Source organism: Amycolatopsis lexingtonensis (assembly GCF_014873755.1).
Classification (GTDB): domain Bacteria; phylum Actinomycetota; class Actinomycetes; order Mycobacteriales; family Pseudonocardiaceae; genus Amycolatopsis; species Amycolatopsis lexingtonensis.
Genome location: NZ_JADBEG010000001.1, coordinates 8,135,273 through 8,147,586, shown reverse-complemented (window position 1 = coordinate 8,147,586; position 12,314 = coordinate 8,135,273). Strand labels below are relative to the sequence as shown.

At 70.3% G+C, this 12,314-nt stretch carries 12 protein-coding genes; 6 read left to right on the top strand and 6 right to left on the bottom strand.

Going from position 1 to position 12,314, the window contains the following annotated elements; translation table 11 throughout:
- Positions 1–100: 100 nt before the first annotated feature.
- Complete coding sequence (locus H4696_RS37820) at positions 101–760, bottom strand: DUF3159 domain-containing protein (RefSeq protein ID WP_086862819.1); 660 nt, start codon at positions 758–760, stop codon at positions 101–103.
- 267 nt (positions 761–1,027) lie between these two features.
- On the opposite strand from H4696_RS37820, the gene H4696_RS37815 reads away from it, so the two are divergent.
- The 6 genes from H4696_RS37815 to H4696_RS37790 all read left to right on the top strand — a co-directional run bounded on the left by H4696_RS37815 (position 1,028) and on the right by H4696_RS37790 (position 5,534).
- Complete coding sequence (locus tag H4696_RS37815) at positions 1,028–1,855, top strand: SGNH/GDSL hydrolase family protein (RefSeq protein WP_086862827.1); 828 nt, start codon at positions 1,028–1,030, stop codon at positions 1,853–1,855.
- A gap of 211 nt (positions 1,856–2,066) precedes the next feature.
- Entirely contained in the window at positions 2,067–2,804 is a 738-nt protein-coding gene (locus H4696_RS37810) for an OmpA family protein (RefSeq protein WP_225955911.1), read from the top strand.
- A gap of 13 nt (positions 2,805–2,817) precedes the next feature.
- Positions 2,818–3,204, top strand: coding sequence for a hypothetical protein (locus H4696_RS37805; RefSeq protein WP_086862825.1), 387 nt, complete (start codon positions 2,818–2,820; stop codon positions 3,202–3,204).
- 56 nt (positions 3,205–3,260) lie between these two features.
- Positions 3,261–3,737, top strand: a complete 477-nt coding sequence (locus H4696_RS37800; RefSeq protein WP_086862818.1) for a DUF6932 family protein — start codon at positions 3,261–3,263, stop codon at positions 3,735–3,737.
- Entirely contained in the window at positions 3,734–4,618 is an 885-nt protein-coding gene (locus tag H4696_RS37795; protein WP_086862817.1) for a hypothetical protein, read from the top strand. Before H4696_RS37800 ends, H4696_RS37795 begins: the two co-directional genes overlap by 4 nt.
- A gap of 250 nt (positions 4,619–4,868) precedes the next feature.
- Positions 4,869–5,534: a hypothetical protein gene (locus H4696_RS37790; protein ID WP_086862816.1), complete on the top strand. Its 666-nt coding sequence runs from the start codon at positions 4,869–4,871 to the stop codon at positions 5,532–5,534.
- Positions 5,535–5,839: 305 nt separating this feature from the next.
- Here the strand turns inward: H4696_RS37790 and H4696_RS37785 are convergent, their stop codons facing one another.
- The 5 genes from H4696_RS37785 to ectA form a co-directional block, all read right to left on the bottom strand.
- Complete coding sequence (locus H4696_RS37785) at positions 5,840–8,608, bottom strand: AfsR/SARP family transcriptional regulator (protein ID WP_086862824.1); 2,769 nt, start codon at positions 8,606–8,608, stop codon at positions 5,840–5,842.
- A gap of 391 nt (positions 8,609–8,999) precedes the next feature.
- Positions 9,000–9,902, bottom strand: a complete 903-nt coding sequence (thpD, locus tag H4696_RS37780; protein WP_086862815.1) for an ectoine hydroxylase — start codon at positions 9,900–9,902, stop codon at positions 9,000–9,002.
- A 31-nt stretch (positions 9,903–9,933) separates the two neighbouring features.
- Positions 9,934–10,326 carry an ectoine synthase gene (locus H4696_RS37775; RefSeq protein ID WP_086862814.1) on the bottom strand — a complete coding sequence of 131 codons (393 nt, stop codon included), beginning with the start codon at positions 10,324–10,326 and terminating at the stop codon, positions 9,934–9,936.
- Between the two features lie 12 nt (positions 10,327–10,338).
- Positions 10,339–11,592: a diaminobutyrate--2-oxoglutarate transaminase gene (ectB, locus tag H4696_RS37770; RefSeq protein ID WP_192782758.1), complete on the bottom strand. Its 1,254-nt coding sequence runs from the start codon at positions 11,590–11,592 to the stop codon at positions 10,339–10,341.
- Positions 11,593–11,607: 15 nt separating this feature from the next.
- Entirely contained in the window at positions 11,608–12,162 is a 555-nt protein-coding gene (ectA, locus tag H4696_RS37765) for a diaminobutyrate acetyltransferase (protein ID WP_338064902.1), read from the bottom strand.
- Positions 12,163–12,314: the final 152 nt, after the last annotated feature.

Genomic DNA, 12,314 nt, shown 5'->3' with positions numbered 1-12,314 from the left:
CAAAACGCGGCGCGAAAGCGCGAAAACGTCGACTGAACCCGGGTAGTCCGGGTACCGTAGGCAGTGGCCCCCGGACCCTCCCCCCTCGCCGGGGGCCGCCTTATGCCCCGGGTACGTCGTCCGAGCTGGTCTCCGGCGCCAGGCGCAGGCCGGGGTGCTCCGGCGGCAACGCGCGGTAGAGCACCCAGCCGCTGACCGCGACGGTCAGCGCCACGAGCGGCCACGACAGCACCGTGCGGGCGACGCCGAGCGCGATCACCTGGCCGGCCCACCACAGCAGGCCGTAGACGACGACGCGCAGCACGTACTGGAGCACCCACACCCAGCTGGCCCGCGAGTACGCCTTGAGCAGCACCTCGTCCCGGCGCCAGCGCGTCTTCTGCCCGAGCAGCAGCCCCACGATGACGCCGAGCAACGGCCAGCGCACCACGATGCTGGCCGCCCACAGCAGGGCGCTGGCCACATTGGACATCAGCTGCAGCAGGAAGAAGTCCTGCGCGCGACCGGTGTGCAGGGCGATCAGCGCGGCCGCGACGACGGCGGCCAGGCTGACCACGAGCGCGCGGACCTTGCCGCCCCGGACGACCCGGTAGACCCCGAGCCCGACGGCGACCGCGATGGCGGCCCCGGCCCCCCAGGCGACGGACTGCCCGGCCACGAGCCAGCCGACGACGAAACCGGCGGGCGGGACGCTGGCGTCGAGCGCACCCCGGCGGCCGCCGAGGATCTGCGCGAGCGACTCACGGGGTTCTCCGGACACGTGTCCAGCCTGCCGGAAACCGCCCGGGACGCTCCAAGCAGGGAGATCTTCGCCACATCGGGTGCCCGGTTTGCCGCCGAGTGTGCTGTTTCACGGCATGCCGAAGGTGAAGACTGCGTAATAGGGGAGCGCAGAAGGCCGACAAGATAAGACACTGTTACTCCGAGCTGAACGACTGGAGTTTCGCGGGGGTTGGACCCCGATGATTAGTTGTGGTGTACAACTACATGTCGGGGAGTCGGTCGCAGGATGGGGAAGGGGACCCACGTGTACGGAATCGACAGCTATGTAGCCATAGGAGACAGCTTCACCGAGGGCCTCAACGACGCCCTGCCGGACGGCTCGTTCCGGGGCTGGGCCGACCGGCTCGCGGAGATCCTGGCGGCGGGCAGGCCCGACTTCCGGTACGCCAACCTGTCGCTGCGGGGCAAGATGCTCGACGAGATCATGGACGAGCAGCTCCCGATCGCCCTGGAGCTGAAGCCCGACCTGGTCACCCTCTGCGCGGGCGGCAACGACATCATCGTGCCGGGCGCGGACGTGGACGCGGTCGCGGAGCGCCTGGAAGAGGGCGTCGCCAAGCTGCGCGAGGCGGGCATCCCGGTGCTGATGTTCAACGGCCCGGACACGAAGGTCCTGTCGGTGATGTCGGTCCTGCGCGGCAAGGTCGCGATCTACAACACCCACCTGTGGGCCATCGCCGAGCGCCACGGCGCCCGCATGGTCGACCTGTGGGCGATGACCCCCCTCCACGACCGCCGCGCCTGGAGCGACGACCGCCTCCACTTCTCCCCGGACGCCCACCGCCGCATCGCGTTGAAGTCGGCGGAGGTCCTGGGCATCCCGGTCGAGGGCGACTGGCGCGAACCGTGGCCGCCGGAGGCGGTGCCGAGCCGCTGGATCGACTCGCGGCGGTCGGACCTGACGTGGACGAAGGTGCACTTGCTGCCGTGGATACGGCGGCAGCTGCGCGGCGAGTCGATGGGGGACGGGCTGTCGCCGAAGCGGCCGCAGCTGGCGCCGTTGGCTCCCTTGACGCCGTTGGCTCCGCTCGAGGTGCTCGAGGTGCCGGACAACGCTCAGCAGGCCAGCTAGGGCCGGCCGTTGCCGTCTTGAATGACTCATTCAGGTCCCCGGAGGTCCTGAATGAGTCATTCAAGACAACTGCGGGCCGCCATGTGCCGGAAAGTGCTCGCCTGATCACAGAGCCCCGAGTTGTCCACATGTCGACTTGCCTGGGGACAACTTGTGGACGGACCTCCCCGGCCGACTCGCCAACCCGTCCCGCCCGGCTTACAGTCCCCTTATGTCCGGTCGGCGTCGCTGGATCCTCCTGGTCCCGATCGCGGTGCTGGTCACGGCGCTGCTCGCGGGGGTCGTGACCTGGGCGCAGGCCGGGAGCGTCCAGCGTGACCTCACCGCACGGGCGCAAGCCGCGCTCGCCGCCGCCGGGTTGCCCGCCGGGAACGTCAGCTTCGACGGCCGGGACGCCACCCTCAACGGGTTCCCGCCCGGCCAGGCCCTCCGCGCCCTCGAAGTCGTCCAGGGCGTCGACGGCGTCCGGACCGCCGAGTTCGAAGGCGACGTCGTCCCCGTGGCCCCGAGCACCACCGAAGCACCGCCGCCGAGCAGCAGCACCAGCACCAGCCCTCCGCCGCCCACCACGACCACGACCGCGCCGCCGCCGACCGACAAGGCCGGGGTGCAGGCCGAGATCGACCGGCTGCTCGCCGAGGCGCCCGTGACCTTCGTGCCGGACACCGCGCGGCTCACGCCCGAAGGGGAGCAGGCCGCCCGCGGGATCGCGGTCGCGCTCGCCAAGGCGCCGGAGACCTTCCGGTACCGCGTCACCGGCCACGTCGGCCGCGGGCCCGGCGGCGAGAGCGCCGCGCTGAAGCTGTCCCGGGACCGCGCGCGGGCCGTCGCGCGGATCCTCACCACCAACGGCCTCACGACCAAGCGCGTGACCTACCGGGGCCTCGGCGACACCCGGCCGGCCAGCGGCGGCGAAGAGGACCGGCGGGTCGAGATCACGGTCATCTGAAGGGGTGGTGCCGATGTTGTGGCTGTTCGGGCAGATCTGGCTGTGGCTGATCGTCGCCTTCGCCCTCGGCGCGCTCACGTCGTGGCTCGTCCTGCGGACCGCGAAGCCCGCCGAAGTCCCCGAAGCCCCGTACGAGCCGGAACCCGAGCCGCGGTACGACGAACCGCTCGCCACCGAGCAGACGCAGTTCATCCCCGCCGCGTGGGCGCAGGGCCCGCCCAAGGAGCCCGCCGAAGCCGACGACGAGCCCGAGCCCGCCGGTCACCGCGAAGGGCACCTGCCGCTGCCGCCGCAGCGCGGGGCCGAGGCCGAGGACTGGCCGACCGAAGAAGAACCGGCCTGGCCCGAGAGCGAAGAAGCCGCTCCACGGTGGCCGCAGCAGCCTGGGCGCGGCGGCTGACACCCATCCTGGTAAATTCGGCTACGCACTGTGAGCGAGGCTGAGGAGGGAGTGGCGTGGCGCTCCCCCATTGGACGGCGCAGCAGGTCCTGCCGCCGGGCCGCCACGCGTGCGACCTCGCCGACGTCTACGAGCGCCTGGTCTTCGACGCGCCGCACCAGAACGAGCGCGAGATCCTCTTCAGCGCGCTCAACAGCTACCTCGGCGTGGCCCGCCGGATCATGCCGTCCGGCCGCGCCTGGATCGGCGGTGAGCTGATCACCCGCACCGCGCACCCGCCGCGCGGCCTCGACGTCGTCCTCATCCCGGACGAGTGGGGCGCGCTGAAGCGGCTCGACGACGCCGGCCGGTCGGCGCTGTACGGCCTGCTCACGCTGCGCGGCGTCATCGTCGGGCAGCCCGCGATGTACCTCGACCAGGTGCAGCCGGTCGGCGGCATGCTGGACGGCTTCCTCTGCCGTCCCGGCGACGAGGACACCTGGGCCGAGGTCTGGGCCGAAGGCGGCAGGGGCTACCCGGAGATGATCTGGTGAGGAACGAGTTCCGGCGCATCGCCGACGAGATCCCCGGCGGCACGTGGCTCGACGACCTCGCGCGCGCCTCGGCGATGGCGGCCAACGCCAAGTTCGAGCGGACGTCCCGCTCGCCGCTGCTGCACGTCTCGGTCATCGGCGAGCAGACCATCGACGCCTACACCTTCTCCGACATCAGCCGCGCGCTGCAGGACGCGACCGCGAAGATCGGGCACATCATCCGGAACCCGTCCGGCGAGGTCACCCAGGTCCAGCAGGCCGACCGCGACAAAGCACCGCTGATCCAGCGCGGCCAGGCCGGCAACGCGATCTTCTTCGGCTTCCCGGAGCTCGACGTCTCCGATGACGCGCTCATCCTCGACGGCATCGAGACACTTTCCGAGCGCGCCGTCAAGGAACTGTGCGACTTCCTGCCGGCGAACGGCTCGGACGACGGCGCGCTCGACGCCGTGCTGCTGCAGCGCGACACCGTCCGCAACGCGGTGAGCGACATCGTCAACGCCGTCGCGAAGAACGCCGGCATCGGGATGGCGCTGACCCCGACCGCGGGCGAGCAGGTCACCCGGAGCATGACCACCGAACAGGCCCGGATCCTCCAGGGCAGCCTCCGCGAGTCCCGCGAGGCGGTCGGCTACGAGACGGTGCGCGGGCGGCTCGACGGCGTGCGCACCCGGCGGCGCATCTTCTACCTCGACCGCGAGTCCGGCGGGACCATCCAGGGCGCGGTGGCGCCGGACCTGCTCGACCAGATCAAGGAGAACCTCGACCGCCCGGTGACCGCCCGGCTGCGCGTCGTTCGCACGACGACGATCGACGGCCGCCGCGGGCGTCCGGTGTTCGAACTCCTCGAAATCACCCCAGAAGTGAGCCTTTTCGACTGAAAAGTCCAGCTTGCGACCTTCGTCTTGAACACCGGTACCGACGGTCGTCGTAGGCCGCACGGCCACGAAAACAGTGGGACCACCGATATTCTTCCCATTGATCACATCGCCACACCCTGCGCGCGATGTCAGGAAATACCGATACTCACCGCAAAATGGTGGGACAATGACTTTTTCCAGAATGTAACAATTTCGTTCGCGGGCACTCTTATGGGTTAACGTCGTCGCACTCCCACCCGAAGGGGCCCGCATGATGACCGACCCGCAGTACCCGCCGACCACCGCGCGCCACGGCAGACCAGCGCCGCCGGTGACGGCCACGGAGCGTCGTCAAGCGAACGCGAAGCCAGGGCGGAACATCCTGGCGATCGTCGGCCTGCTGCTCGGCCTGGCCGCACTGGGTGTCGCGTTCGTCCCGGACATCGGATTCGTCGCGTGGCCGCTGGCCGGGCTCGGGCTGATCCTCGCGATCGCCGGGTTGGTCCAGGTCAAGAAGGGCACCACGGGCGACCGCGGGGTGGCGATCACCGCCACCGTCGTCTCGGTCGCCGCCCTGCTGTCGACGGCGGGGCTGCTGCTCTACTCGACCTTCCTCGGCGGCGGCGAGTCCGGGCTGCACCTGCCCGCCGTCGCGGGCGACAAGCACTCCGTCGTCTTCGAGGTCACCTCGGCCGGCGGCGCGACCGTCCGCTACGGCAGCCTGAGCGACCAGCGCACCGAAAACGCGCCCGCCAGCACCGACGCGTGGCAAGGCGAGGCTTCGTACAACAATGGTTCGTACCTGTTGACGCTCACCGCGGACACCCGCAATTCGAACGTCAACAACGAAATCAAGTGCGCCATTTCGGTCGACGGCAAGAAGGTCGCGGAAAACAGCGGGACGACCATCGCGCTGTGCACCGCCAACGTGGGCTGATCCCCTGCCTGGCGACCGGCCGGCCTACCCCCACGTCGGCCGGCCGGATCGCCACGAGCCGCTCCTGGCGGCTCCCGGCCCCGTCGCGGTTTCCCGCGCGGGGCCCGGCGCCGGCGTCTCAGCCTGCCCCTCCCCTAGGGCTCCGCCGGCACCGCCGAACCTACGCGGACGCCGCCCGCGCCCACTAAGAATCCACTAAGGATTCACGGCGCGAGCCCGGCCGTGACCCATTCGCAACCGAATCATCGCCATGAATGCATCGGGGCGACACCGAGTTGTCGCAGCTCGAAAGCGCGGGCGAATCTTCATTGCAGTTCGGCGAGTTCGGCGCGCACCTCACCGACGAGCTTGGGGTGCACCCGCTCGTAAATGCGCACCGACAACGCGAGTTGTTCGCGCGCGCCGTCGATGTCGCCGCGGGCCCGCAGCACGCGGCCCAGCGTCAGCCGCAGCGCACCCTCCCGCGCGACGAACTCGCGGCTGATCGCGAGGTCGATCGCTTCCCAGACGTACCGCTCGGCCGCCTCGAGGTCGCCGGCCCGCAGGCTGAGGTCGGCCAGCTTGTCGAGCGAGACCACGACCCGGTCGTCGTCGCCCAGTTCGCGGTCGATGCGCAGGCCGGCGAGCTGGTGGGCGATGGCCTCGGCGAGCAGGCCCGCCCGCTTCTCCGCCTGGGCGCAGCTGCTGAGCGCCTGACCGCGCAGGGTGACGTCGCCGGCCTCCGCCACCGCCTTGCCCAGCCGCTCGATGGCCCGTTCGTGCTCGCCGAGGCGGCTGAGCGCGCGGCCGAGGTGCAGGTCGGCCGACGTCGTCAGCCGCTCGTCGCCGAGTCCGGTGGCCAGTTCCGCCGCCCGCTCGGCGTCGGCGTGGCCGAACCCCGGCAGTTCGAAGGCCAGCGCGATCTCCGACCGCGCGAGCCGCAGCCAGCACTGTCCGGCGACGTCGCCCGCGGCTTCGGCGGCCGCGACGCCGAGGTCGGCCATCCGCGTCCACTCGTCCAGCAGCGGGCAGGCGAGGCGGTAGCTGTGCCCGAGCCGGGCCAGCCGCCAGACGTCGTCGAGGCGGCCCGCGGCGAACGCGGCGTCGAGGACCGCGAGGAGGTTCGGCCACTCGGCCGCGAACCAGTCGTGCGCCTCGGTGAAGCCGCGCAACGGGGGCATCGCGTCGTCGGCGAGCACGCCGGTGAAGTCGAGCGGGTCCGCGACCGGGCCCAGCCGGCGCCGCGCCCGGTCGGCGACGGCCTGGTAGTAGCGGACGGTCCAGCCGAGCGCCTCGTCCCGCTCCTTCTCGCCGAGTTCCTGTTCCGCGAGCTCGCGCAGGTAGAGCCAGACGAGGTCGTGCGGGACGAAGACGTCACGGGCGGTCTCGGCGATGAGGTTGTGCGCGGCCAGCGCGCGCAGCCGCCGCCGCGCCTCGGTGACCGGGATCTGCGCGACCGCGGCCATCACGTGCGGCCCGACCAGTACCCCGGGCACCGCGCCGAGCTGCAGGAACGTCTCGGCGATCTCGCCGGGCAGACCGCGGAAGGAGACGTCGAACGCGGCGCGCACGCCGTCTTCGGCGCCCTCGACCTGCAGGCCGGCCAGCCGGGTGCGCTCGTTGCCGAGCTCGTCGACCATCTCCTCCGCGGTGCGCAGCGCGCTCGCCGACAGCCGCGCGCCCGCGATCCGGAGGGCGAGCGGGAGGTAGCCGCAGAGCCGTGCGAGGGCGTGGTTGAGGTCGGCCGGGCCGGCGAGCTCCTCGATCAGCCGGACGGCGTCGTCGGGGGCGAGGGTGCCGAGCACGCGCTGCTTGGCGGCGTTCGACACGGTCAGCCCGTCGAGGCGCGAGCGGCTGGTCACCACCGTCATCGTCCGGGCGCTCGGCGGCAGCAGCGGGCGCACCTGCTCGGCGGTGCGGGCGTCGTCGAGCAGCACCAGCATCCGCCGCCCGGCGATCAGCGACCGGTACAGCGCGACGCGCTCGTGCAGCAGCTCCGGGACCTTCGCGGTCTCGACGCCGAGGCCGAGCAGGAACTGGGTGAGCAGCTCGGCCGGCTCCAGCGGCGGGTGGTGCGGGTCGAAACCGCGCAGCGACGCGAAGAGGACGCCGTCCGGGAACCGCGACGCGACCCGGTGCGCCCACCACACGACCAGGGTGCTCTTGCCGACCCCGGCGGTGCCGGTGACCACGGCGATCGTGGTCTCCCCGGCTTCGGCGCGGGTGACGAGCCCGTCCAGCCAGGCCAGCTCTTCCGCGCGCCCGGCCAGGCTCGGGACGGCAGCCGGCAACTGCGAAATCGGCTTCGCGGCAGCGTCGCTTTCACGTGAAAGCGACGCCCCCTGGTGGGAGCTTTCACGTGAAAGCGGCGGGAGGTCGTCGTTGAGCACCCGCTCGTGCAGCCAGCGCAGCTCGGCGCCGGGCTCGACGCCCAGGGTGCCGAGGGTGGCGCGCGAGACCGTCCGGTACAGCTCGAGCGCGTCCCCGCGGCGCCCGGCGTGGTACAGCGCCCGCATCAGCTGCCCCGCCGTCCGCTCGGCCAGCGGATCGGCCCGCACGATCGGGCTGAGCTCGACGATCAGCTCGGCGTGCCGCCCGAGTTCGAGGTCGGCGTCGACGCGGGCCCCGTGCACGGCGAGGCGGAGGTCTTCGAGTTCGGGCGCCCGCAGCGAGTCGGGCACGCCGCCGAGCGCGGGCCCCTGCCACAGCGTGAGCGCCTCGGCCAGCAGCGCGGCCGCGACCTCGGGCGTGGCCACCGAAGCCCGGTCCAGCAACGCGTGCGCGCGGTGGACGTCGACCTGGTCGGGGTCGACGTCGAGCCGGTAGCCCGGCGGGGTGGTGAGGATGCTGGGGCCGTCGATCTCCCGCAGGATCCTTCGCAGGTGGGAGACGTTGCCGTGGATGATCGTGCGGACGGTCGCGGGCGGATCGTGCCCCCACAGCGCGTCGATGATCTCGTCGAGCCCGACGACCTTCCCGGGCTTGAGGGCGAGCAGCGCGAGCAGGCCGCGCACGCCGGGCCCGCCGATCGGGACGGGCTCGTCGCCGTGGACGAGCTGGACGGGGCCGAGCAGCCGGAACCGGATCGGGGCCATGCTCGCGCCCACCTCCCCGGGTTCCGCTTTGCCGCGAAAATCAACCTACCGTGGTGACAGGTTGTCGAGCAGGTCCGGTACCAGGAGTTTTGGCGGTCTGCGGATTCCGCAGCGCGGGTGTCCACGCCCTGCGACATCCCCCGGACATGACACGACCCCGTACCACCGGTCCCGATCCGGTGGTACGGGGTCGTGCTGGAACTCCCGGCCGGGCCGCCAGGGGGCGCGGTCCGCCCGTCGTCTTCGCGGGCGATCGGGCGGGTGTGCTCACCCCGAGCGAAGCACCCGCCGCCGATCGTCTGCGAAGACGTCTGTTGCGCGGACCACACGCCCGCGCGGTGGCGACACGGTAACAAAGCGCACCGGGTCCGTCACCGCCGGGCCGGTCACTTCAGCGCGAGATCGGGGTCGAGTCACGCCCGGCGATGAAGGCCGGTCGCGGGACGCTGGCCGCGAACGGTTCCTGCAACGCGTTCTCCACGCTGTTGAACACCAGGAAGATGTTGGAGCGCGGGTACGGCGTGATGTTGTTCCCGGAGCCGTGCATGATGTTCGAGTCGAACCACAGTGCCGAGCCCGCCTGGCCGGTGAACTGGTCGATGCCGTGCTCGGCCGCCATCCGGGTGATGTCGTCCTCGTTCGGCACGCCCACCCGCTGGTCCTTGAGCGAGCTCTTGTAGTTCTCGTCCGGCGTCTCGCCGGCGCACTGGACGAACGTCCGGTGCGAGCCCGGCATGATCATCAGGCCGCCGTTGAACGGGTAGTTGTCCGTCAGCGCGATGGAGCAGCTGACCGCGCGCGGGGACGGCATGCCGTCCTCCGCGTGCCAGGTTTCGAAGTCCGAGTGCCAGTAGAACCCGGTGCCCTTGAACCCCGGCATGTAGTTGACGCGGCTCTGGTGGATGTACACCTCGGAGCCGAGCAGCTGCCGGGCCCGGTCCAGCACGCGCGGGTCGCGCACCAGTTCGGCGATCAGGTCCGAAATCTCGTGGACGTCGAAGATCGACCGGACCTCACCGGTCTTCGCCTCGGTGATCACGCGCTCGTCCCGGGCGAGCTCGGCGTCGGAGGACAGCCGCACCAGTTCCTGCCAGTACGTCTGCACCTCCCCGACGGAGAGCATGTCGTCGACCACGGTGTAACCCTTGGTCTCGTGGTTCGCCAGCGTGGCGGCGTCGATCGGGCCGTCGGCTTCGGTACCCCACACGGTGGGGTGCACGCGCGGCAGGTGAGCCGGCGTACCGGTGATCCGGGTCGGGTAAGTGTCGTCGACCCGGGTGTCCGTCAGCGTCACGGGCTTCGCCTCCTGTTTCCTCTCCGGTGTTTTACGCGTCCTCGGTGATCAGCGGGTACACGCCGTTTTCGTCGTGCACCTCGCGGCCGGTCACCGGGGGGTTGAAGACGCACACGCACTTGATCTCGGTCCGCGGCCGGACCTGGTGCTTGTCGTGGTCGTTGAGCAGGTACAGCGTCCCCGGCTTGAGCTCGTACACCTTGCCGGTGGCGAGGTCTTCGATCTCGCCCTCACCGGAGGTGATGAACACCGCCTCGATGTGGTTGGCGTACCAGAAGTCGTTGACCGTTCCCGCGTACAGCGTGGTCTCGTGGACCGAGAAGCCGACGCCCTCCTTGGCCAGGATGATTCTCTTGCTGCGCCAGTTGGGGGTCTTGATGTCGGCGTCGGTGTCGGTGACCTCGTCGAGGGTGCGCACGAGCACGGGCGTACTCCTTTACTTCTTCAGGACGGCCTTGATGGACTCGTCGATGATCGACAGGCCCTGGGTGAGCTCGTCGTCGGTCAGGGTCAGCGGCGGCAGCAGCTTCATGACTTCGCCGTCGGGACCCGAGGTTTCCATCAGCAGGCCGCGCGCAAACGCTTCCGCGCAGACGCGGCCGGCGAGGTCGCCGTTCTGGAACTCGATGCCGCGCGCCAGGCCGCGGCCCTTGGCGAGCAGTTCGGCCTCGGGGTAGGCCTCGACGATGCCGGAGAACGCGGCGGCGATGCGCTCGCCCTTCGCCTTCGTCGACTTCTCGAGCTCGTCGTCGCTCCAGTAGACGTCGATCGCTTCCTTGGCGGTGACGAACGCCGGGCTGATGCCGCGGAACGTGCCGTTGTGCTCGCCGGGCTCCCAGACGTCGAGCTCCGGCTTGATCAGCGTCAGCGCCATCGGGATGCCGTACCCGCCGATGGACTTCGACAGGCACACGATGTCCGGCGTGATCCCGGCGTCCTCGAAGCTGAAGAACGGGCCGGTGCGGCCGCAGCCCATCTGGACGTCGTCGAGGATCAGCAGGATGTTGTGGCGCTTGCAGAGGTCGTCGAGACCCTTCAGCCACTCGAGGCGCGCGGCGTTGATGCCGCCTTCGCCCTGCACGCCTTCGACGATCACCGCGGCCGGCTCGTTGAGCCCGCTGCCGGAGTCTTCGAGGAGCTTCTCGAAGTAGAGGAAGTCCGGCATCGCGCCGTCGAAGTACTTGTCGTACGGCATCGGGGTGGCGTGCACCAGCGGGACGCCGGCGCCGCCGCGCTTCATCGAGTTGCCGGTGACCGACAACGCGCCCAGCGTCATGCCGTGGAAGGCGTTGGTGAAGTTGATGACCGATTCCTTGCCGGTCACCTTGCGCGCCAGCTTCAGCGCCGCCTCGACGGCGTTCGCGCCACCCGGACCCGGGAACACGACCTTGTAGTTCAGGTTGCGGGGGTCGAGGATCTTGTCGCGGAAAGTCTGCAGGAAGTCCCGCTTGGCCACGGTGAACATGTCCAGCGCGTGCGTGACGCCGTCGCGCTGGATGTAGTCGATGAGGGCCTGCTTCAGCTTCGGGTTGTTGTGCCCGTAGTTCAGCGCGCCGGCGCCGGCGAAGAAGTCGAGGTAGGCCTTGCCGCTCTCGTCGTAGAGGTGACTCCCCTGCGCGCGGTCGAACACGACCGGCCAGCCGCGGCTGTAGCTGCGTACTTCGGATTCGAGCTCTTCGAAGATGCTCATGACGTTTCTTTTCTCCTACTCGCCCGGATCTTTGCGTGGTGTGAGCGGACCGATGCGGTAAAGCTCTTCGGCCAGGTGCCCGGCTTCGGGGAAATCTTCCCCGGCGAACAGCACACTGGTTTCCATCGCGGCGTTCCACCGCTTCGCGAACGACGCGAAGAGCCGGATGGACGCCTCGTTGTCCGGGGTGATCGTGGTCTCGAGGTAACGCACGCCGTCGTCGACGAGTCTCGTGTAGAGCGCGTCGAGCAGGGCCCCGGCCAGGCCCTTTCCGCGCTGGGACGCGTCGACCGCGACCTGCCAGACGAGCGCGGCCTCGGGCTCGTCCGGCCTGCGGTAGGCGATGACGAATCCGACCGCCTTGCCGTCCTCACGCGCGACGACCGAAGACTCGGCGAAATCGCGGCACCACAGCATGTATGCGTACGGCGAGTTGAGATCGAGCTTGGCGGAATCGCGCGCGATTCTCCACAGCTCCGCGCCGTCCGCCTTGGTCGGGGATTCGATCAAGTGCGTTACGGACATACTCAGGAAACGTAACAGAGAATTTTCCGCTCGCCAGCGACGCAGCTCACGACCCCCGTGATGACCTGCGGCGACGCGGGGTACCCGGTGAGGAGTCCCACAAACATGTTTGAAGTGGACGGTGCTTGGGCACACGCGCGCCTGGGTCGCTCGCGCGTGGCTCGCGGCCTATGCGCACGATGAACCCATTCGGGGTT

Coding starts and splice junctions, on each gene's coding strand:
- H4696_RS37810 (WP_225955911.1), top strand. CDS start 2,067: ATGTCCGGTCGGCGTCGCTGGATCCTCCTGGTCCCGATCGCGGTGCTG.
- H4696_RS37805 (WP_086862825.1), top strand. CDS start 2,818: ATGTTGTGGCTGTTCGGGCAGATCTGGCTGTGGCTGATCGTCGCCTTC.
- H4696_RS37790 (WP_086862816.1), top strand. CDS start 4,869: ATGATGACCGACCCGCAGTACCCGCCGACCACCGCGCGCCACGGCAGA.
- H4696_RS37785 (WP_086862824.1), bottom strand. CDS start 8,608: ATGGCCCCGATCCGGTTCCGGCTGCTCGGCCCCGTCCAGCTCGTCCAC.
- ectB (WP_192782758.1), bottom strand. CDS start 11,592: ATGAGCATCTTCGAAGAGCTCGAATCCGAAGTACGCAGCTACAGCCGC.